The sequence below is a fragment of the Salinibacterium sp. UTAS2018 genome (assembly GCF_004118935.1).
Taxonomy (GTDB): domain Bacteria; phylum Actinomycetota; class Actinomycetes; order Actinomycetales; family Microbacteriaceae; genus Rhodoglobus.
Genome location: NZ_CP035375.1, coordinates 1,014,854 through 1,034,428, shown reverse-complemented (window position 1 = coordinate 1,034,428; position 19,575 = coordinate 1,014,854). Strand labels below are relative to the sequence as shown.

Sequence of the window (19,575 nt, the reverse complement as noted above, 5' to 3'; positions counted from 1 at the left end):
GAACGATCACACCGGAGTCTGTGCGCACGAGCGCGCTCTTCGCTGTGCCTCCCGCTAGGGATATTGTGGAGCTATGACACAGAGCCGCCCCGTTCGTATTGCCGTTCAACTTCAACCCCAGCACGCTGAATATTCGCTTATTCGCGATCGCGTAAAAGAGCTCGAGCAGCTGGGCGTTGACATTCTGTTCAACTGGGATCACTTCTTTCCGCTGTCTGGCGAGCCAGACGGGCTCCACTTTGAAGCATGGACAGAACTTGCGTCCTGGGCCGAGATGACGAGCCGTGTCGAATTCGGCACCCTCGTGAACTGCAACAGCTACCGCAATCCCGACCTGCAGGCTGATATGGCCCGCACCCTCGATCACATCAGTGACGGCCGTTTCATCTTCGGTACTGGCTCGGGTTGGTTTGAGCGCGACTACCAGGAGTACGGCTACGAGTTCGGCACCGCTGGGTCACGGTTGGATGCTCTCGCCGAAGCTTTGCCTCGCATTGAGTCGCGCTGGGCCAAGCTCAACCCTGCACCGACGCGCAAGATTCCGGTATTGATCGGTGGTGGCGGAGAGAAGAAAACCCTCAAGCTCGTAGCCAAGCACGCCGATATTTGGCACAGCTTCGCGACCGGTGATGAACTCGTTCATAAGCTCGATGTTCTCGCCGGCCACTGTGACGCGGTCGGCCGCAACATCAATGAGATCGAGATCTCTAACGAACTGCGCAACAAGAGCGTTGAAGATGCTGACAGCATGCGTGAGCAGGGCATCACGCTCTTCACTTTGGGCGTTTCTGGCCCCGAATACGACCTCACGGCGACGAAGCAGTGGCTCGCCTGGCGAGACGCGCAGAACGGATAACGGCACCTCTTCGGGGCTTTATTGGCGATCGGTTCCCCAAGCGGGCAAAACTCTGGCAGAATAGGCGGTTGAGTCCTCCGTAGCCCGACCCTCTAATCAGGCCCGGATGGAATCCACTAGAGCTTTTCTGCCGAGTGTGCCCCCACGCTCACGGCTAGCGGTTCGCCACCAATAAACATTTAAATCAGGAGAATTGTGGCTGTAAAGATTCGTTTGAAGCGCATGGGCAAGATCCGTGCACCCTACTACCGCATCGTCGTTGCCGACTCGCGCAAGAAGCGCGATGGTCGTGTCATCGAAGAAATCGGAAAGTACCACCCCACCGAGGAGCCCTCGTTCATCGAGGTCGAGTCCGAGCGTGCACAGTACTGGTTGAGCGTTGGCGCGCAGCCTAGCCCGCAGGTTGAGGCAATCCTCAAGCTGACCGGCGACTGGGGCCAGTTCAAGGGTGACAAGAGCGCTGTAAGCACCGTCAAGGTGAAGGAAGCCAAGGCTGAGTTCCAGGCTGACGAAAAGAAGAAGCCTGTTCTCAAGCCGAAGGTTGAGAAGGCTGAGCCTAAGGCTGAAGAAGCACCTGCCGCTGAAGCGCCTGTCGCTGACGAGGCTGCTGCTGAAGCACCTGCCGCCGACGCAGACAAGGCCTAGCAATTGCTCGCTCCCGCTTTAGAACATCTCGTCAAGGGAATCGTTGACCACCCCGACGAGGTCCAGGTCGTTGCGAAGAACACGCAGCGCGGTGACCTCCTCGAGGTTCGCGTGCACCCAGAGGATCTCGGCCGTGTTATCGGTCGCTCTGGTCGCACCGCGAAAGCTCTGCGCACGCTGATCACGGCATTGGCCGATGGTCGCAAGGTGCGCGTCGACGTCGTCGACACTGACTTCTAGCCAGTGAGCGAAACAAAGATTCCCCGCGAAGGTCGCACACAGCTGCGAGTGGGGCGCTTGACGAAAGCTCACGGGCTTAAGGGAGCGATCAAGGTTGAGATGTACACGGATGCCCCGGAACGTCGTTTCGTTCCGGGCGCCGTGTTTTCTCTCCAAGTGCCCACGAGTTCTCCGTGGCATGGAAAGACACTTGAGCTCATCGAGCTCAAGTGGTTTAACGCGCAGCCGGTGGCGTTCTTCAAAGGAATTCCCGACCGCAGCGCTGCAGAAAAGCTTGTGAAGGCTATTCTCTGGATCGATCACGATCCCAACGAGGCACCAGAAGATGATGCGTGGTTCAACCACCAGCTCATCGGGCTCAAAGTCATCCGTGACGGCAAGCAAGTCGGTACGCTCGCGCAGGTTGATCATTTCCCCGCGCAAGATTTGCTGACGGTTACGACCGAGAACGGCGATGTCTTGGTGCCGTTCGTGAAGTCGATTGTGGCTAGCGTCGATATCGACGCAGGCGAGATGGTTGTTACACCTCCGCCCGGCCTCTTTGAGGAGATCGCCGATGACGCTTCGGTTGACGAGACCCCGGCCGCTGGTTCGGCTCCCAGTGAGCCCGCCGACGCTGACGTAACTGACTCCACCGAATCCGACTAACAGTAAGGGTCGACGAGTGCGCATCGACATTCTGACGATCTTCCCGGATTTCTTCGGGGTGCTTGATATCTCCCTCCTCGGTAAAGCGCGTGAGCGTGGAATCATCGAGCTCGGCGTGCACGATCTGCGCGACTACACGCACGATCGTCACCGCACGGTCGACGACACTCCGTACGGCGGAGGCGCGGGCATGGTCATGCGCCCCGAGCCGTGGGGAGAAGCGCTGGATGCCACCCTCACGCCCGAAACGGTTGTCATCGTTCCCACGCCTGCCGGGGTTCCTTTCACGCAGGCAGCAGCCCGCGAGTTGGCGCAGGAGAAGCATCTCGTCTTTACGTGCGGCCGCTACGAAGGTATCGATCAGCGCGTCATTGACTACGCCGCAGCCACGGTTCGTGTTCGCGAGATTAGTCTGGGCGACTACGTGCTCAACGGTGGCGAAGTCGCCACGATGGCCATGATCGAAGCAATCGGTCGCCTTGTGCCCGGTGTTGTCGGAAATCCCGAAAGTCTCACCGAAGAGAGCCACGAAAATGGCCTCCTCGAATACCCGAGCTACACGAAGCCGTCGACGTGGCGTGAGCGTTCCGTGCCGGCCGTGCTGCTGAGCGGTAACCACAAGGCCATTGCCGATTGGCGCCACGAGCAGCAACTTGAGCGCACTCGTCGGGTGCGCCCCGATCTTCTGCCCGACGGCGAGTAGTACAACTTTCACCCCGTTGGGGTGCGTGTGAAAGCATGGAGCCATGACTTTCCGATCGACGCGCGGTTCCTTCTTCGCCGCGATTGCTGCCGTTGCCCTGCTCGCCGGGTGCACCGCGACAGCGACCGAAGAAGTCGACTCGTCGGCTGACTCTCCGACGCCGGGGCCCGCATCCACCTCGAGTTCTGAGGGCGGTGCGGGGGAGTCAAGCGATTCAACCCTGACGACGCGACGGATGACCGTTGACGACGTTACCTTCGCCGATCTGGCCGCGTACCCGCTGCCGAGCGGTTACACACAGTCAGCGGTCTCGGTAGATGCCTGGCCCTCCGTGGAGGTGCTCACCGATGCTAGCGACGACGACGTAGCTCAGGCACGTGGAGACTTAGCGGCCACTCTCGGCGGTGCCGATATGGTCGTCACGACTGAGGTGCAGTCGTGCGAACTCATCGCCGTTTGGGTGCTCCCGCAGCCCGGCAGTCTTCGCGTGGGTCATGAAACGCACCCCGACTCCACTGGCTGCACCGACACCACTACCTATGACGTGTTGTTTGCGATCCCGCAGGCGGGGACCAACAGCGAAGGCAGCTGGGATTACACGGCAACAGTGCCGCCGATCCAGCTCGAAGTTCGCGCCGGCGCTCAGAACTAGCGGGGCCGACGCGCGTCTGAGGATGCCTACTTGCGCGCGGTGAGGATGAGCGGGCCGTCGGCGGTAACCGCGACGGTGTGCTCAAAGTGGGCGGCACGAGAGCCGTCAACACTGCGCAGAGTCCAGCCGTCGTCATCCGTGTAGATGTCGTCGGTGCCGATCATGAGCCAAGGCTCGATCGCGAACACGAGACCGGGTTTCAGCGGCATGCCGCGGCGTGCCTTGCCGTCGTTCGGGATGTGCGGGTCGCCGTGCATTTCGCGGCCAACACCGTGACCACCGAAGTCGAGATTCACTTCGTAGCCAGCGCCATAGGCGACGTCTCCGATCGCGGCCGAGATGGCACCGATGCGGTTGCCAACAATGGCGGCGGCGATGCCGGCGTCGAGCGCGCGCGAGGTGGCATCCATGAGCTTGAGGTCTTCGTCACGGGGAGTGCCCACGGCGAAAGTGATGGCCGAGTCAGCGACCCAACCGTCAACCGCTACCGCGAAGTCGAGGCTCACGAGGTCGCCATCCTTCAGCGTGTAGTCGTGGGGGAGCCCGTGCAGGGCGGCGTCGTTAACCGAAGTGCAGATGACCTTGCCGAACGGCGAAGCGCCGAACGAGGGGTGGTAGTCGATGTAGCAGCTCTCGGCGCCACGTTCGCGGATCATGCTGTGGGCCAAGGCATCGATCTCGAGCAGGTTAGTACCCACCTTGGTGGCCGCTTGGGTGGCGGTCAGTACGCTGGCCACGAACTCGCCCGCGGCCTTCATCTCATTGATTTCGGCGGGGCTTCTCAACTCGATCATGGGGTAACTGCCTCTTTCGTATGCGGTGCCAAAAGTTGCGCAATGAACTCTCGAAGTTTAATGATGAAGGGTTCTTCACCGCGCGGGTCATACAAGAATGCACGCTCGAGGAGTGAATCGGCGATTTCCACCGTCACTTCGATATCGAAAGCGAGAGCATCCGTCGCGGGGACCTCGTAGGTGGTCACCAGAAGGTCGGTCAAGATCTCGGCCAGCGCGGTGTTGTTGCTCTTGCGGTCGACGTTGAAACGGCGGTCGATGATGTTGCCGAATGACAGCACCCGAAAACCGGGTTCGGTGCGGCAGAGCTCAATATAAACGTCGATCGCAATATTGAGGGCGTCAAGCGCGCTGGTGGCGCGCTTATTGAGCGTGGCCGAGAGCCCAGCGCGGTACTTGTCGAAGTTGCGCTCGGCAAGACCGCGAAGCAGGGACTGGATGTTGGGGAAGTAGCGGTAGATGACGCCGACAGACGACTGCGCCCGCTTCGATACATCGCTGGTTGTGAGCGCGTCGATACCGACTTCGTCGAGTAGCACGGCAGCGGCGTCGAGAAGCACGCTGATTCGTTCTGCACTCCGCTGCTGCACTGGTTCGGTGCGAACGTTCGCGGGGTTGGGCACGGGGATACCTGGTCTTTCGGTCTGATGCTTCTCAGCATTCCTGATCACAACGAAGATACCCTGAGAACCATGATGATTAGGCGCGCGTTCTACTACTGGCAGTTCATCGCGGTAATCCTGTTGCCGCTGTGGGTATTGATTGCCCGCGGCATCTATGGTTCGAGCGTCGGCTGGGATTTTGTGCTGTTCCTCATCCTGTGCCCGATCTTGGCTTTCGCCCTTCTCGCCATCGCGGGGCTCACGGTCGCCCGCAAGAGTGTGCGTGATTCGAAACGAGTTTCGTGGATCGATGCCGGGGTGCTCGCGGTGTGGCATGCAGCCATCATCATTTACGGCTTTGTGGATGCCCCATTCCCGGCCGCGCTCATCGTGATCGTCGCTATTGCTGCGTTCTGGATCGCACTCTGGCAGCTAGTGACCGAGACCCGCAATCGCTTCACGAGCCTCGTGGAGGGCTTCGAGCGCGACGCCCAACGCCCATCGCGGCCCGGGGAGAACCTTGACAACGGTCGGGTCATCATCCTCGAAGCAGAAGAGAATCGCACTTTCGACTGAATGTGTGGCAGAATTGTCGATTGTGCTCGCGCACGACTCTGCCATGAGGGCGTCGTAACCGCTTGAAGCACAACTTTTCTTATCTAACTAAGTGCGTTCGACTCATGGCGGGCGCAGAGAGCGATTACTAATGCATATCCTCGATGGCGTCGACAAGGCGTCTCTCAAAGACAACATTCCTGATTTCCGTGCCGGCGATAACGTCAAGGTTCACGTCAACATCATCGAAGGTACGCGCTCGCGTATTCAGGTGTTCCAGGGCGTTGTAATCGGTCGTTCGGGCCACGGCGTTCGCGAGACCTTCACTGTTCGTAAGGTCAGCTTCCAGGTCGGCGTAGAGCGTACCTTCCCGGTTCACTCGCCGGTAATCGACCACATTGAGGTTGTTTCGCGTGGACTCGTTCGCCGCGCCAAGCTGTACTACCTGCGCGACCTGCGCGGTAAGAAGGCGAAGATCAAAGAGAAGCGCGACAACTAACACTCGCGTAATTCACAAACCAATGGCTCCCAGCGGCTTATGCTTGCTGGGAGCTTTGGGGTTTAATGACACACAATACTGTTGACGATGCGCTGGATGGCAGCCGCAGCAATAGCCATCGTTCCGCCAAGAAAGCGGGCGGCTGGAAGCTGTTCCTCCGTGATCTCCTGATCATCTTTGTGGCTGCAATTCTGATCTCCTTCGTGATCAAGACGTACCTCGTGCGGTCGTTCTACATTCCGTCGTCGTCGATGGAAAACACCCTGCAGGTCGATGACCGCATCCTGGTGAACCAGCTCGAGCCCTCGCTCTTCCCGATCGAGCACGGCGATGTCGTGGTGTTCACAGATCCCGGTGGCTGGTTGCCTGCAATTTCGAGTGAACCCGAGAACTGGTTCGTGGGCGCTGTTGACGGCGTGCTCGCGTTCGTCGGGCTGAGTGCCCCCGACAGCAGCAATCACCTCATCAAGCGCGTCATTGGGCTCCCTGGCGACACCGTGGAATGCTGCAACGAATTCGGTCAGCTCATTGTCAATGGCATCCCTCTTGAAGAGCCGTACATCAAGCTTCCGGATGCCGTCACCAAAGCAACTCAAGAAGACTTCTCTGTCACGGTGCCCGACGACTCCATCTGGGTTATGGGCGACAACCGTTACAACTCTGCCGACTCCGCGTTCCACAAAGACGACCCCACCGGTGGTTTCGTGAAGATCGACTCTGTCGTGGGGCGTGCCTTCCTCATCAGCTGGCCGACGGATCGATGGAGCATGATCGACAACTACCCGACGACGTTTCAGCGGGTAACGCAGAGCACCGAGTAGATCGTGGCTGTGTCAGACCCGAACAGCGATGTCGAGGTCGAACTCTTTCGCGCCGGTGCGCGTGCCGTCATCGGCTGTGACGAAGTTGGTCGCGGGGCAATCGCGGGCCCGGTCGGTGTCGGTATGACGGCGATCACTCGCGCGCATGGCGCTTGGCCTGCAGGGTTGCGCGATTCAAAAATGCTGAGCCAAAAGCGGCGCGAGCTTCTTGAACCGCTCACTCTCGAATGGGCGCCTCTGTCGGCAGTTGGCTACGCGGATGCCACCGAGATTGATGCGATCGGCATTACGGCCGCCTTGGGGCTGGCCGGCAAGCGCGCGCTCATCCAACTCCACGAAGCGGGTCTCGACGTGATGTCGAGCGTGGTGCTGTTGGACGGCAGCACCGACTGGCTCAGCAGCGCCCTCACGGTCGCGCCGCGAGTGCACACCCGGGTAAAAGCAGACCGCGACTGCGTCTCGGTCGCTGCGGCATCCGTGGTGGCAAAAGTGCACCGCGACAACCTCATGATCGAGGCCGATAACGAATACCCCGGCTACGGCTGGCCGAGCAACAAGGGGTACGGTTCGGCGGCGCATTTTGAGGCTGTGCGCAGTCTCGGCGCCACTGAACTTCATCGGCACACATGGTTGCGGTAGTGCGGCCTACAATGAGGGCAGCATGGATGAAGACGAGTTTGAAGACTATGACCGCGAGGTCGAGCTTGCGCTGTACCGCGAATACCGCGATGTAGTGAGCCAATTCCGCTTTGTGATCGAAACGGAACGACGATTTTACCTCGCCAACGAGGTCGATTTGGTGCGCCGCGATACCGAGCACGACTTCTATTTCGAGCTCTCGATGACCGACGTGTGGGTGTGGGACGTGTACCGTTCCGACCGCTTCGTGAAGAGTGTGCGCGTGCTCACGTTCAAAGACGTCAACATCGAAGAGCTCAGCGCCAAAGACCTCGAACTGCCGAAGGAACTCGCGCTCGACGAGTAGCCGGTTCTGCCGCTCTGTCGTTCTGCCGCTTTGTCGCGGCGCGGTATGGCGCTGTACAGGCTGAGTGCGGACGGGCCGCTTAGCGCTCGGGAAGCGCGGCGGCGAGAACTTCCGCGAGGTGCTTGCCCTCGGTATTCGCGAGTTGTGATGCCTGGGTGCGGCACGAGAAGCCGTCGGCGATCAGAGTGCTGTCGGATGTCGCTTCACGCAGGGCAGGCAGGATGCCGTTTTCGGCGACTGCGACAGAAACGTCGTAGTGGCCCTTCTCCATGCCGAAGTTTCCGGCCAGCCCGCAGCATCCGCTGATCTCGGTAACGGTGGCTCCCGTGGCAGCGAGCAGCGCGCGGTCGGCGTCGAAGCCCATCACCGCGTGCTGGTGGCAGTGCGGCTGCACAACAAAGGTCTGGTTGCTGAGGGCAGGCGGTTGCCAGTTGGCTGGCCCCAGCGGTGCCGGCGCGGTGAGCAGCTCCGAGAGCGTGAAAGTTGACCGGGCGACTGCTGCCGCCGCGAGGTCGTCGGGCAGAAGCTCGGTCAGATCGGAGCGCAGCACGGCCGTGCACGAAGGCTCGATGCCGATGACCGGGATGCCGCGGTCGACATAGCCGGAGAACTCGCTGACTAGGTCGGTGAGCTTCTGGCGCGCGCCCGCCAACTGCCCGGTGGTGATCCAGGTGAGGCCGCAACACACATCGCGTTCCGGAAGCAGGATCTCGTAGCCGGCCGCATCCAGCACGCGGATCGTGGCGCGAGCAATGTCCGGCGAGAAGTTGTCGGTGAACGAGTCGGCCCAGAGGAGGACTTGGGGGCGTGGTGTGGCGTTGCGGTCAGCGTCGCTGCGGTTGTCGCGGTACTGGCCGACGGGAGTGTTGTCTGCGCGGTCGGCGGATGCTATTGGGGTGGCGGCGGCGGAGGTTGCCCGTCCAGCGCTGGTTGCCGCGACTGGCGGCGCAGCGCGCAGGGCTCGAGCCTCGGAGCTCGAACGGAAGGGGTGACGAGCGAAGGCGGGGAACGTGCGCCGAGCATCCATTCCTCCGGCCCACAGAGTGAGGCGTCGCACGAGCGGTACGCGTAGCAGGGCGTTGGCGAGCGGGGCGATTGGCGACACGAGTCGTGCCCACCGCGGAAGCTGGCCGAGGAGGTAATGGCTGCGCGGGCGGAGCTTGCCCTCGTAGCGGCGGTGCAGCACTTCGGCCTTGAGGGTAGCCATGTCGACGCCGGCGGGACAGTCGCTCGCGCACGCTTTGCAGGAGAGGCAGAGGTCGAGCGCGTCGTGGACTTCGGGGGAATTCACGCCGCCGGTGACGAGGGTGCCGTTGGCCATTTCTTGCAGCACGCGCGCGCGACCGCGAGTGGAATCTTTTTCGTCGCCGGTCGCCAAGTATGACGGGCACATGACCCCGTGGCTGGCCGCGTTGTCGGCGCGACACTTGCCGACTCCGACGCAGCGGTGGCTGGCCGTGGTGAGATCGCCATCGTCGTCACTGAACGCAAAACCGTTGACCTTGATCAGCGGGAGCGCGGCCGGCCGGCGCAGAGCAGCGTCGACCGGGGCCGGGTCAACGACGATGCCCGGGTTCAGCAGATTGTTTGGGTCGAAGAGGCGTTTGAACTGCCCGAAGAGCTCGATGGCCGCGGGCGAATACATGCGCGGCAGCAACTCACTGCGCGCCCGACCATCGCCGTGTTCGCCCGACAGCGAGCCGCCATGGCACGCGACGAGGGTGGCGGCGTCATCCACGAAGGCTCGCAAAAATGCACCATCCGTCGCGAGCGGAATATCGAGCCGCACATGAACGCAACCGTCGCCGAAATGGCCGTACGGCATCCCCTCAATGTTGTAGTCGGCCAGCAGAGCATCGAAGTCGCGCAGGTAGGCGCCCAGGCGTTCGGGTGGCACAGCGGCGTCTTCGAAACCGGGCCACGCCTGCTTTCCGGATGCCGTGCGCCCGGCCAGTCCGGCGCCATCTTCACGGATGCGCCACAGTTGCTTCGCGGCCGCCGCATCGATGATGACGCGCGACTCGATGGCCGCAGCATCGGCGGCAAGACGGTTCGCGCGCTGGAGAGTCTCGGCGGGGTCGTCACCCGTGATCTCGACGAGCAGCCAGCCCGCGCCTGCGGGCAGGGCGGCAACGGCGCGGGCTCCGCGGGTGCGGCTCACGGCATCCACGATGCGGGCATCGAGGCCCTCGATCGCGCTAGGGCGGTGGGCGAGCAGGGCGGGCACAGCGTCGGCCGCGGTGGCCATGTCTGGATAGCCCAGGGCGACGAGCAGTGGATGCTGGGCTTCGGCAACGAGGTCGACGGTCGCTTCGAGCACCGTCACGAGGCTGCCTTCGGTGCCCACGAGACTGCGGGCTAGGTTGTGTCCGTGCTCGGGCAGCAGATGTTCGAGACTGTAGCCCGACACCTGACGGCCGAAGCGCCCGAGCTCGGTGCGGATCGTCGCGAGGTTGCTGCTGACGAGGGCGGGGAGGCCGTTGATGACGCTCGGGTCGTTCGCCGCCGTGAAGCGTCGACCGCGGCCATCGACAACATCGAGGCTCTTCACGTTGTCGGCGGTGCGCCCGAACTGTAGTGAGTGGGCGCCGCACGCGTTGTTGCCGATCATGCCTCCGACGGTGCAGCGCGACCACGTGGAGGGGTCGGGGCCGAAGCGCAGACCGTGTGGTTGCGCGGCGGCTTGGAGGGTGCCCAAGACGGTGCCGGGCTGCACGCGGGCGGTGCGGGCATCCGGGTCAATGTCGATGACGCGGTTGAGATGGCGAGAAAAGTCGAGCACGATGCCGGAGCCGATGGCGTTGCCGGCAACGGATGTGCCGCCGCCGCGAGACGTGAGGGGAGTGCCGGAATCGCGGCTGATGGCCAGCGCCGCGAGCACGTCGTCGGTGTCGCGCGGGAAAACCACAACCTGCGGCACGACCCGATAGTTCGAGGCATCGCTGGAGTATTCGGCACGGCGGCGCGTGGAGTCATCGACCTCGCCGCGCACCGCAGAACTCAGCGCGTGAACGAGGTCACGGTGTTCCGACGGTGGCGTGGACGGCATGCACCCATTCTGCCCCTAGAGTCATCTCATGCCCCCGATCATCGCCGTCGTCATCGCCGGGCTCGGCTTTGGGCTTTCGCTGATAATTGCGATCGGCGCGCAAAACGCGTTCGTGCTGCGTCAAGGACTGCGGCGGGAACATGTCACTGCGGTAGTGCTCGTCTGCATGCTCTCTGACATCGTGCTGATCACCGCCGGTGTTGCTGGCCTCGGCGCGCTCATCGAGCAAGCAGGGTGGCTGCTCGTGATCGCGCGGGTCGGTGGCGCCCTCTTCTTGCTCGTGTACGCCTTCCTATCGCTGCGCCGCGCCATGCGTCCGCAAGCCCTCACGGCGTCGACCGGCGGCAAGGGGATGACGCTCGCGGCCGCCTTCTCGACGGCGTTTGCGCTCACTTGGCTCAACCCGCACGTGTATATCGATACCGTGCTGCTGCTCGGTTCCATCGGTGGAACCTACGGCGATGACCGCTGGTGGTTCGCGCTCGGAGCGTGCCTCGGCAGCGTGATCTGGTTCACGGCGATCGGCTATGGCAGCCGCTATCTGCGACCACTCTTCGCTAAGCCGATGGCGTGGCGGGTGCTCGACATTGTGATTGCGATCATCATGGTGGTGCTGGCGGCGAGTTTGATCGCCGGGTTGTTCGAGTAGTCGTGCCCTGTGCCTTGTGGCCGGAGCACCTGAAAACGGTTTCATGACGATTCATTAGATTTACTAGGTGGCTGCTCGGCTGAGTGTTAGAAATCAACTATGCGTAGTGGTGGATTCTCTCTAGTCGGTGTCGCGGTTGTGCTCGGGCTTGCCGGTTGTGTGCCGGCCGGGCCACAAGCATCTGATTCTTCGTGGTCGTCGGGGGAATCTGACGTCGCGACGGAGGGGAACAGCTGGGAGATGCCGCTCCTCAGCACTGACTCCAGCCTTCTGAACTCCGATTCTGCCTATTCGATTCTCTTCGAGCACGTGGATGCGGGCGCACAGGAATACTTGTTGCCTCCGCTAGGCGACGCGGTCGACCAGCTCTTTCTCGCGATTGGGTGCGATAGGAATACCCCGTATGAGGTGGCGATAGTATCGGGCGACACCGTTCTGGATAGAACCTGGGCTAGTAACTGCGCGAGTGAACGAGGAACGCCGGCATCGACCTATCTCACTTCGTCGCTTAAGGGCGACCTCTCGAGCTTGACGCTGAGGGTGACCGTCGACGACGGTGCTCGGTTCAGCGTCTCAGCGTTCGAAGCGGCGAGTTCGGGTGACTAAGCAGCTCGTCTTTCCGAGTAGTTTTCTGGCTGAATAACTAGTCCTCCCCACCGGGGCGCGTCGGGGAGTCTTCGCCCACAACGTGCCCAGTCTCGTCGCCGGTTGCCCCGAGACGCGACGCTTGAGCCATGGCAGCAAAAGATGAACTTGGCGCACGTGGCGAACAGCTCGCGACCGACCACCTGACTAGTGCAGGGCTTGAGATCCTCGACCGCAATTGGCGGTGTTCGCAAGGGGAGCTCGACATTGTGGCGCGTGAGCGTGACGAGCTCGTCTTCGTCGAGGTCAAGACTCGCTCGAGTGTGTTGTTTGGGCATCCGTTCGAGTCGATCACGGCCACGAAACTTGCACGACTTCGGCGACTCGCCGCGGCGTGGTGTGACGACCATCCGGGTTCGGGAGCGACTGTTCGCATTGATGCGATTGCCGTGATCGTGCCCTCACGTGGCGAAATCGAGATCGAGCACTTGAAGCGCATCTCGTGATCGGCAGAACCTACGCTGTCTCCCTTCTGGGCCTCGAAGGCGCGATTGTGGAGATTGAGGCAGACCTCTCCAACAACCTCCCGGGATTCGTGCTCATCGGCTTGCCCGACACCGCGCTTGGTGAGGCGAAAGATCGGGTGCGGGCGGCGGCAACGAACTCCGGATGCGGGCTGCCGAACCGTAAGATCACCGTCAACCTATCGCCTGCCGCTCTGCCGAAGCACGGCTCAGGTTTTGACCTCGGTATCGCGGTCGCGGCCCTCGCTGCCGCCGGCACGATTTCGGCGGAGTCTATCGACCGTGTGCTTCACATCGGTGAGCTTGGTCTCGATGGGCGGCTTCGTCCGGTAAACGGGGTGCTGCCTGCGGTGCTCGCCGCGTCGCGGGCAGGGTTCACGACTGTGATGGTGCCGAGCGGCAATGCCGATGAGGCATCCCTCGTACCCGACATGCGAGTGATCGCCGTTCCTTCGCTGCGGGATGCCGCGATCTGGCATGGCGGAGAATTCGAGCCTGAACCCGTCGAAGTAATAACGAGGGCTGCTCCCGAGGTCACGCTCGATAACGTCGGCGACCTCTCCGACATGATCGGCGGCAGCGACGCGATTGACGCGATGCTGGTCGCAGCAGCGGGCGGCCATCATGTCTTCCTGCTGGGCCCGCCCGGAGCCGGCAAAACGATGCTCGCCGCGAGGCTGCCCGGGCTTTTACCCGATCTCGATCCGCAGGCGGCCCTCGAGGTGTCCTCCATTCGTTCGCTCGCCGGACTCCCGGTCGGCAGCAGTCTCACGACACGTCCACCCCTCGAAGCGCCTCACCATACGGCGACGGCCGCGGCGCTCGTGGGAGGTGGCAGCTCCCAGATACGTCCGGGTGCTGCCGCCCGGGCCTCCGACGGAGTGCTCTTTCTCGACGAAGCACCCGAGTTTGCACCGGCAGCTCTGGATGCACTTCGGCAACCTCTCGAATCTGGAGTCATCAGCATCCATCGGGCCAATGCGATTGCTCACTTTCCGGGACGGTTTCAGCTAGTGATGGCGGCGAACCCGTGCCCGTGCGGGCAGTGGGGTGCGCGCGACAGCGAATGCACGTGCCCGCCGAACAGTCGGCGGCGGTATCTTGCCCGTCTCTCCGGGCCGCTCCTCGATCGCATCGATATCCAGTTCCGGGTTGAGCGCATCACGAGCGCCCAACTGCGGCTAGCGGGGGAGCAACCGTCTCTCTCGACAGCGGATGCCCGAGCCCGCGTCACAGCGGCTCGGCAGCGCTCGGCGGCTCGACTAGAGACCACGCCGTGGCGACTCAACTCGCACGTGCCGGGCTCGTACTTGCGCGGCACCGAACTGCGCCTCGCGCCGAAGGTCACTGCCGGACTCGACCGTGCACTCGAGCGCGGCGGCATCACGATGCGCGGCTACGACCGCGTGCTCCGCGTCGCGTGGTCTCTCGCCGACTTAGCCGACGATTCCCGTCCCGACGATACCCACGTCGGGCAAGCGCTCTACCTCAGAAAGGCCATGTCCCAGTGACCATGTTCGGACTCAAAGAATCAGAAGTCGCCACCCTCGTAAAGGCCGTCAGTGTCGGGGGCGGCAATGACCTCAATCGTGATGCGATCGAGGAGCGATTCGCTCGCGCAACGTGGAGCGGCCTCGCCGAGCCTGGTGATCGTCTTGCCGGTCGCGCCATCCAGCAGCTAGGGGCCGTTCGCGCTCTTACCGCTGTTGTTGAGCATTGGGATCCAGAGCGGTTTGCCGCCGCGCTTGCTGGCGACGGTGAGGTCGTGGCCGACAACGATATGGCCCAAGCGCTTGACCGGTGGATGCCACGGCTCAAATCGAACACAGCTCTCATCGCTCTGCGTCAGGCTGCCCGGTTCGGCGCGCGCCTGCTCACGCCCGCCGACACCCTGTGGCCATCCCGGCTCAATGATCTCGACTGGCACGCACCCTCTGCGCTCTGGGTTCGCGGAACCGACGAAGCCCTCGCCGGAATCGAACGCGGCATCGCCCTCGTCGGAGCCCGCGCAGCAACCGGCTACGGCGAACACATCACCATGGAAGCATCCGCTGGCCTTGTCGATCGTGGGTACACGATCGTGTCGGGCGCCGCCTACGGCATCGACGGCATGGCTCACCGCGCGGCTCTCGCCAGTCAGGGCCTCACCGTCGCGTTTCTCGCCGGGGGAGTAGATCGCTTCTACCCGAGCGGCCATGACGCTCTCCTCGGTCGCATCGTGGAACACGGCGTCGTAATCTCCGAGCTCCCGTGCGGGTCGCCACCTACCAAATGGAGGTTTCTGCAGCGCAACAGGCTCATAGCCGCAGCGAGCATGGCGACGGTAGTGCTTGAAGCGGGCTGGCGATCCGGCTCCCTCAATACGGCTGGCCACGCAGCAACGCTAGGTCGTCCGCTCGGTGCAGTGCCTGGGCCGGTCACGAGCGCAGCCTCCGCGGGCTGTCACCGACTTATCCATGACTATGACGCCGTGTGTGTCACCAACCCCGACCAGATGGCCGAGCTAGCGCCGATCGAGCAAGCACTGCTCACCGTCGACGAGGTCGTGGATGTCACAAAGGTCGTCACGGCAACGAGCGAGGCGCCGGATGTTGGCAGCCAGCGCAATACTGAAACCATTCGCCTTCTCGACGCCCTCAGCGCTCGCAGCGCCCGCACCACCGACGACCTCGCCGCACGCAGTGGCCTCGCGATCTCTACGGTTCGAGCTCAGCTAGGCCTCCTCGAACTCGACGGTCGCGTCACCGAAACCGAGCGCGGTTGGAAGCGTGCCGCTAGTTGATCCACTCCGTTGATGCGTGAGGCCGATTCCCGATTGTTGAAAGTTTCCGCCTGCCTCAGATTCGTGTCCGTGTCCGAGTGGACTGAGTAGACGAGCCGATTTGGTGAGGCGCAACGAATCTGTTGCTCAAGAGAGCACGGGAGCGCGCTGTTGAAAGTTGTGGCCAATCACGGCCAGACGCAAAACTCCTGTGCAAACTTCGCCAAAGTGCGTGATTCGTGTCTATCTACGCGCAACCATTAGAAACTCTTACCTTTTATGCACGCCGATTGAGATTGTTACTAATCCTTATCTCTGCAAGGGTAGACAGGCTTAACCCACGCACATGCATGAGAAAGGCGACACCTTGAACGATCTAACCTTCCAAATTATTGCGATGGTCATTTACATGGCCGCAATGCTCGGGATCGGCTGGTGGGCCTACAAACGCACTACCGACCTCGACGACTACATGCTTGCTGGTCGCAAGCTCAGCCCCGGGGTGGCAGCGCTCAGCGCCGGTGCCTCCGACATGTCCGGTTGGCTGCTCCTCGGGCTACCCGGTGCCTTTTACGTCGGCGGTCTCGTCGAAGCGTGGATCGCCATCGGTCTGACGATCGGTGCTTGGCTTAACTGGAAGTTTGTAGCACCGCGTCTTCGCGCCTACACCGAGGTTTCCAAGAACTCGATCACCGTTCCCAGCTTCTTTGAGAACCGCCTCCGCGACAAGACGCACATTCTGCGCATCACCGCCGGCATCATCATCCTCGTCTTCTTCACGTTCCACGTATCGTCCGGCATGGTCGCCGGTGGCAAGTTCTTCGAGAGTGCCTTTGACTCCGAGTACCTCCTCGGAATGCTGCTCGTCGGTGGCGTCACCGTGCTCTACACCCTCTTCGGCGGCTTCATCGGGGCAACGTATACCGACGTCGTTCAGGGCATCATGATCTTCCTCGCGTTGATCTTCGTGCCGATCATCGGCATCTCGCAGGTCGGTGGCATCGACGGCGCCATGGAATCGATCCGGGCCGTCAGCACCGAAGAAGTCGACATGCTCAACCTCTTCGGCGGTTCAGCCATCGCGGCTATTTCCGCAGCAGCCTGGGGCCTCGGTTACTTCGGTCAGCCGCACATCCTGGTTCGTTTCATGGCGCTGCGTTCCCCCGGGGATGCTGTAGCCGGTCGCCGCATCGGCATCAGTTGGATGATCATCTCGGTTCTCGGTGCGCTGGCCTCCGCCCTCATCGGTATCGCGTACTTCCAGCAGAACCCGAACCTCACCTTGGATGACCCCGAGAAGGTCTTCCTTGAGCTGTCGCAGATCTTCTTCCACCCGCTGATCGCTGGTTTCGTTCTCGCGGCAGTGCTTGCCGCTGTCATGAGCACGATCTCCTCGCAGCTGATCGTGTCGTCGTCGGCTCTCGTCGAAGACCTCTTCAAGATCATTGCGAAGAAGGAAGCTACCCCCAAGGCGCAGGTCATCTTGGGCCGTCTCGGTGTACTCGTCGTCTCGGTGGTCGCAATCATCATTGCGCTCGACCCGCAAGCATCCGTTCTCGACCTCGTCGGCTACGCGTGGGCCGGCTTCGGTGCAGCGTTCGGTCCGATCGTTCTGCTGTCGCTGTTCTGGCGCAAGCTGACCGCGCCGGGTGCGATTGCCGGAATGATCGCCGGTGCTGTCACCGTCGTCATCTGGGGCAACAGCGATGCGCTCTCCGGCGTCATGTACGAAATCGTGCCTGGCTTCATTCTGAACCTTGTGATTGCGATCGTCGTGAGCTTGTTCACCTTCAAACACAGCGACAACATCGTGACCGAGTTCGACTCGGCTGTTGAAGGCGTTCGCACCGGAACGGTAACGCTGCCCGTCTTCGACAAGAAGGACTAATCCGCGTCCTGTCGCGAGCGACGAGCTCGTGACAGCAGCCTCAGGATGCCCGTTGACCACTGTCGTGGCGGCGGGCATCCTGCGTTAATGAGCGCAGTTCTAGCACGCAGCCTTTCGCTGTGCCTCGCGAGCGCTCTATTGAATGACACTCGGCAGGCCTAGGCTGGGCGTGTGATTCAACTCGGCCAGTACCCTGCTCCCAGCCACGTCATCGCCCATGTCAGCGATACCCACTTGCTGGCGGGCGGGCGATCGCTCTACGGGGCGGTCAATACGATCGAACATCTCGAACAGGCGCTGGCCCAACTCGAACGATCAACGGCTCACCCGCAAGCCATCGTCTTCACCGGTGATCTCGCCGACCTGGGGGAGCCCGACGCTTACGTGCGCCTTCGCGAAATCGTCGAGCCCGCGGCTAAGCGTATGAACGCCGAAATCATTTGGGTCATGGGTAACCACGATGAGCGCAACCAGTACTCCAAACTTCTTTTCGATGACGAGTCGGATGCTCCGCAAGACCGGGTGTACCTGATCGACGGGTTGCGCATCATCTCGTTCGACACCACGGTGCCCGGTTATCACCACGGTGACATTAGCGACGCACAGTTGGAGTGGCTGCGCAACGAACTAGCTACCCCCGCACCGCACGGCACACTGCTCGCCGTGCATCATCCGCCGATCCCTACCCCCATGCTTGAAGCGATGGGCATGCTCGAGTTGCAGCGACAGGAACGGCTGGCTGAAGTTCTCGAGGGCAGCGATGTGCGGGCGATTCTTGCGGGCCACCTGCACTATTCGACCCACTCGACGTTTGCGGGCATCCCCGTCTCTGTCGCATCGGCAACCTGCTACACGCTCGACTTGAGCGCCGAAGACCGACTGCTCTCGGGCGTCGACTACGGCCAGGCCGTGAACGTGGTGCACGTCTACGAGAAGCAGACTGTGCACTCGATCATCCCGGTCGGCGATACGGCCGAGATCACCGGGCACTCCGCTGATGCGTGGGCTCAGATCGAAGCAATGACACCGCAACAACGCCTCGAAACGTTCTCTGCCAAGAACTCGACCTTCAATGCCGCCGAGGTTGCTGCGTCCGACTAGCGCGCTGTTGTGCCCGCCGAAGTTGTCGGGGCGTTCAGACAGCGGCGCTCAATGCCGCAGCGATGCTGTGTGCATCACGCGCCCAGTCGAGCGTGAAATCATGAATCCATGACTTTGGGCTCGACACACACTTCACCGACCACTCGAATCGAACAAGAGCAGCGCGAAATTGCGCCTGAGTTTGTCACGGATACTATTCGAGTTTTGACGAGCCACGAATCGATTCGCAGTTTCGAAAAGACTCCGCTTCCAGCTGGAGTGCTCGAAGCCATACTTGTCTCCGCTCGCAGCGCCCCGACATCCTCGAACCTTCAAGCGTTCAGCATCGTCGTCGTTGAGGATGCCGAGCGTCGTGCACGCTTGGCTCACCTTGTCGGTGACCAGCGCTACGTCGCCGAGGCACCCGTCATGCTCCTCTTTTGCGCAGACGTGTCGCGGTTCCACTATTTGGCCGAGCGCCAGGGGCGCACTTTCGGGGCGGGCAACCTGGAGATGTTCTTGACGGCGTCGATCGATGCAACGCTGGCGCTCCAAAACGCGCTCGTCGCTGCCGAGTCCTTGGGGCTCGGCGCTGTGCCAATCGGTTCGGTGCGAAATAGCCCGAGCGCGATCGCTGCTGAGCTGGGGCTGCCACAGGGTGTTTTTGCGGTGGCAGGGCTCACGATTGGCTACCCCGAAGAGGGCGTCCGGCGGGGCGTCAAACCACGCTTGGCGAGCGAGGCCGTCGTGCACCGCGAGCAGTACTCCGGTGCAGATGTCGAAGAGCACGTGCGGGAATATGACGAGGTGATGATCGCCAACGGCCTCTACGCCGGCCGTCAGGTTACCAATGGAGCTTCTCAAATTCCGGATGCCGAATATGGGTGGGCGGAGCACACCGCGCGTCGCACGAGCAAGCCGGATGGAGTGACCGGTCCGTCGGCTGCGCTGCGTGATCAGCTCAAGGACGAGGTCGAGGCGCGCGGGTTCCCGATCCGCTAGATTTCAGCTCTGGCCGACCGCCACCGGGCAGTCAGCG

The 19,575-nt window shown here is 62.1% G+C and carries 22 protein-coding genes; 19 read left to right on the top strand and 3 right to left on the bottom strand.

Translation table 11 applies throughout. The annotated features are described in order from the left end of the window. Positions 1 to 73: 73 nt before the first annotated feature. The 6 genes from ESZ53_RS04960 to ESZ53_RS04935 all read left to right on the top strand — a co-directional run bounded on the left by ESZ53_RS04960 (position 74) and on the right by ESZ53_RS04935 (position 3,744). Positions 74 to 856, top strand: coding sequence for an LLM class F420-dependent oxidoreductase (locus ESZ53_RS04960; RefSeq protein WP_129071809.1), 783 nt, complete (start codon positions 74 to 76; stop codon positions 854 to 856). 195 nt (positions 857 to 1,051) lie between these two features. After that, positions 1,052 to 1,501: a 30S ribosomal protein S16 gene (gene rpsP, locus ESZ53_RS04955; RefSeq protein WP_129071808.1), complete on the top strand. Its 450-nt coding sequence runs from the start codon at positions 1,052 to 1,054 to the stop codon at positions 1,499 to 1,501. A gap of 3 nt (positions 1,502 to 1,504) precedes the next feature. Continuing rightward, positions 1,505 to 1,741, top strand: a complete 237-nt coding sequence (locus tag ESZ53_RS04950; RefSeq protein WP_100388591.1) for an RNA-binding protein — start codon at positions 1,505 to 1,507, stop codon at positions 1,739 to 1,741. A 3-nt stretch (positions 1,742 to 1,744) separates the two neighbouring features. Further along, positions 1,745 to 2,389: a ribosome maturation factor RimM gene (rimM, locus tag ESZ53_RS04945; RefSeq protein WP_246837390.1), complete on the top strand. Its 645-nt coding sequence runs from the start codon at positions 1,745 to 1,747 to the stop codon at positions 2,387 to 2,389. Positions 2,390 to 2,405: 16 nt separating this feature from the next. Continuing rightward, entirely contained in the window at positions 2,406 to 3,092 is a 687-nt protein-coding gene (gene trmD, locus ESZ53_RS04940) for a tRNA (guanosine(37)-N1)-methyltransferase TrmD (RefSeq protein WP_129071807.1), read from the top strand. A 43-nt stretch (positions 3,093 to 3,135) separates the two neighbouring features. Then, complete coding sequence (locus ESZ53_RS04935) at positions 3,136 to 3,744, top strand: hypothetical protein (protein WP_129071806.1); 609 nt, start codon at positions 3,136 to 3,138, stop codon at positions 3,742 to 3,744. Positions 3,745 to 3,770: 26 nt separating this feature from the next. On the opposite strand, the gene map is transcribed toward ESZ53_RS04935, so the two are convergent. Together map and ESZ53_RS04925 are read right to left on the bottom strand one after the other, a co-directional pair. Next, positions 3,771 to 4,538, bottom strand: a complete 768-nt coding sequence (gene map / locus ESZ53_RS04930) for a type I methionyl aminopeptidase (protein ID WP_129071805.1) — start codon at positions 4,536 to 4,538, stop codon at positions 3,771 to 3,773. Then, positions 4,535 to 5,161, bottom strand: a complete 627-nt coding sequence (locus ESZ53_RS04925) for a TetR/AcrR family transcriptional regulator (protein ID WP_129071804.1) — start codon at positions 5,159 to 5,161, stop codon at positions 4,535 to 4,537. The genes map and ESZ53_RS04925 overlap by 4 nt, the downstream gene beginning before the upstream one ends. Before the next feature lie 69 nt (positions 5,162 to 5,230). Here ESZ53_RS04925 and ESZ53_RS04920 point away from each other — a divergent pair, with 69 nt between their 5' ends. From ESZ53_RS04920 to ESZ53_RS04900, 5 genes are all read left to right on the top strand, one after another. Continuing rightward, on the top strand, positions 5,231 to 5,716 hold the full coding sequence (locus ESZ53_RS04920; protein ID WP_210403837.1) for an MFS transporter: 486 nt from the start codon (positions 5,231 to 5,233) through the stop codon (positions 5,714 to 5,716). Between the two features lie 130 nt (positions 5,717 to 5,846). Beyond that, complete coding sequence (rplS, locus tag ESZ53_RS04915; protein WP_129071803.1) at positions 5,847 to 6,194, top strand: 50S ribosomal protein L19; 348 nt, start codon at positions 5,847 to 5,849, stop codon at positions 6,192 to 6,194. Positions 6,195 to 6,259: 65 nt separating this feature from the next. Beyond that, positions 6,260 to 7,015, top strand: a complete 756-nt coding sequence (gene lepB, locus ESZ53_RS04910) for a signal peptidase I (RefSeq protein WP_129071802.1) — start codon at positions 6,260 to 6,262, stop codon at positions 7,013 to 7,015. A gap of 3 nt (positions 7,016 to 7,018) precedes the next feature. Then, positions 7,019 to 7,654 (top strand): ribonuclease HII, encoded by a 636-nt coding sequence (locus tag ESZ53_RS04905; protein ID WP_129071801.1) that lies wholly within the window; start codon positions 7,019 to 7,021, stop codon positions 7,652 to 7,654. A gap of 22 nt (positions 7,655 to 7,676) precedes the next feature. After that, a complete protein-coding gene (locus ESZ53_RS04900; RefSeq protein ID WP_009772690.1) occupies positions 7,677 to 8,000 on the top strand; it encodes a DUF2469 domain-containing protein in 324 nt (107 codons plus the stop codon). A gap of 79 nt (positions 8,001 to 8,079) precedes the next feature. Here ESZ53_RS04900 and ESZ53_RS04895 read toward each other — a convergent pair whose 3' ends face one another. After that, a complete protein-coding gene (locus ESZ53_RS04895) occupies positions 8,080 to 11,049 on the bottom strand; it encodes an FAD-binding and (Fe-S)-binding domain-containing protein (RefSeq protein ID WP_129071800.1) in 2,970 nt (989 codons plus the stop codon). A gap of 28 nt (positions 11,050 to 11,077) precedes the next feature. Between ESZ53_RS04895 and ESZ53_RS04890 the strand changes: the two genes are divergently transcribed. From ESZ53_RS04890 to ESZ53_RS04855, 8 genes are all read left to right on the top strand, one after another. After that, positions 11,078 to 11,698 (top strand): LysE/ArgO family amino acid transporter, encoded by a 621-nt coding sequence (locus ESZ53_RS04890; RefSeq protein ID WP_129071799.1) that lies wholly within the window; start codon positions 11,078 to 11,080, stop codon positions 11,696 to 11,698. Between the two features lie 99 nt (positions 11,699 to 11,797). Beyond that, a complete protein-coding gene (locus ESZ53_RS04885; RefSeq protein WP_129071798.1) occupies positions 11,798 to 12,304 on the top strand; it encodes a hypothetical protein in 507 nt (168 codons plus the stop codon). Between the two features lie 128 nt (positions 12,305 to 12,432). Then, positions 12,433 to 12,789, top strand: coding sequence for a YraN family protein (locus ESZ53_RS04880; protein ID WP_129071797.1), 357 nt, complete (start codon positions 12,433 to 12,435; stop codon positions 12,787 to 12,789). Then, complete coding sequence (locus ESZ53_RS04875; RefSeq protein ID WP_129071796.1) at positions 12,786 to 14,318, top strand: YifB family Mg chelatase-like AAA ATPase; 1,533 nt, start codon at positions 12,786 to 12,788, stop codon at positions 14,316 to 14,318. The genes ESZ53_RS04880 and ESZ53_RS04875 overlap by 4 nt, the downstream gene beginning before the upstream one ends. Before the next feature lie 2 nt (positions 14,319 to 14,320). Continuing rightward, complete coding sequence (gene dprA, locus ESZ53_RS04870; RefSeq protein ID WP_246837422.1) at positions 14,321 to 15,589, top strand: DNA-processing protein DprA; 1,269 nt, start codon at positions 14,321 to 14,323, stop codon at positions 15,587 to 15,589. A 346-nt stretch (positions 15,590 to 15,935) separates the two neighbouring features. Beyond that, positions 15,936 to 17,456 (top strand): sodium/proline symporter PutP, encoded by a 1,521-nt coding sequence (putP, locus tag ESZ53_RS04865; RefSeq protein ID WP_129071794.1) that lies wholly within the window; start codon positions 15,936 to 15,938, stop codon positions 17,454 to 17,456. 171 nt (positions 17,457 to 17,627) lie between these two features. Beyond that, on the top strand, positions 17,628 to 18,557 hold the full coding sequence (locus tag ESZ53_RS04860) for a phosphodiesterase (RefSeq protein WP_129071793.1): 930 nt from the start codon (positions 17,628 to 17,630) through the stop codon (positions 18,555 to 18,557). Positions 18,558 to 18,761: 204 nt separating this feature from the next. Then, positions 18,762 to 19,538, top strand: coding sequence for an NADPH-dependent oxidoreductase (locus ESZ53_RS04855; protein WP_246837389.1), 777 nt, complete (start codon positions 18,762 to 18,764; stop codon positions 19,536 to 19,538). Positions 19,539 to 19,575 lie beyond the last annotated feature (37 nt).

Excerpts from the sequence above, each read along its gene's own strand:
- ESZ53_RS04900 (WP_009772690.1), top strand. The coding sequence starts at position 7,677 with ATGGATGAAGACGAGTTTGAAGACTATGACCGCGAGGTCGAGCTTGCG.
- lepB (WP_129071802.1), top strand. The coding sequence starts at position 6,260 with ATGACACACAATACTGTTGACGATGCGCTGGATGGCAGCCGCAGCAAT.
- ESZ53_RS04890 (WP_129071799.1), top strand. The coding sequence starts at position 11,078 with ATGCCCCCGATCATCGCCGTCGTCATCGCCGGGCTCGGCTTTGGGCTT.
- ESZ53_RS04935 (WP_129071806.1), top strand. The coding sequence starts at position 3,136 with ATGACTTTCCGATCGACGCGCGGTTCCTTCTTCGCCGCGATTGCTGCC.
- ESZ53_RS04960 (WP_129071809.1), top strand. The coding sequence starts at position 74 with ATGACACAGAGCCGCCCCGTTCGTATTGCCGTTCAACTTCAACCCCAG.
- ESZ53_RS04880 (WP_129071797.1), top strand. The coding sequence starts at position 12,433 with ATGGCAGCAAAAGATGAACTTGGCGCACGTGGCGAACAGCTCGCGACC.
- ESZ53_RS04895 (WP_129071800.1), bottom strand. The coding sequence starts at position 11,049 with ATGCCGTCCACGCCACCGTCGGAACACCGTGACCTCGTTCACGCGCTG.
- ESZ53_RS04885 (WP_129071798.1), top strand. The coding sequence starts at position 11,798 with ATGCGTAGTGGTGGATTCTCTCTAGTCGGTGTCGCGGTTGTGCTCGGG.
- ESZ53_RS04920 (WP_210403837.1), top strand. The coding sequence starts at position 5,231 with ATGATGATTAGGCGCGCGTTCTACTACTGGCAGTTCATCGCGGTAATC.
- map (WP_129071805.1), bottom strand. The coding sequence starts at position 4,538 with ATGATCGAGTTGAGAAGCCCCGCCGAAATCAATGAGATGAAGGCCGCG.
- rplS (WP_129071803.1), top strand. The coding sequence starts at position 5,847 with ATGCATATCCTCGATGGCGTCGACAAGGCGTCTCTCAAAGACAACATT.
- dprA (WP_246837422.1), top strand. The coding sequence starts at position 14,321 with ATGTTCGGACTCAAAGAATCAGAAGTCGCCACCCTCGTAAAGGCCGTC.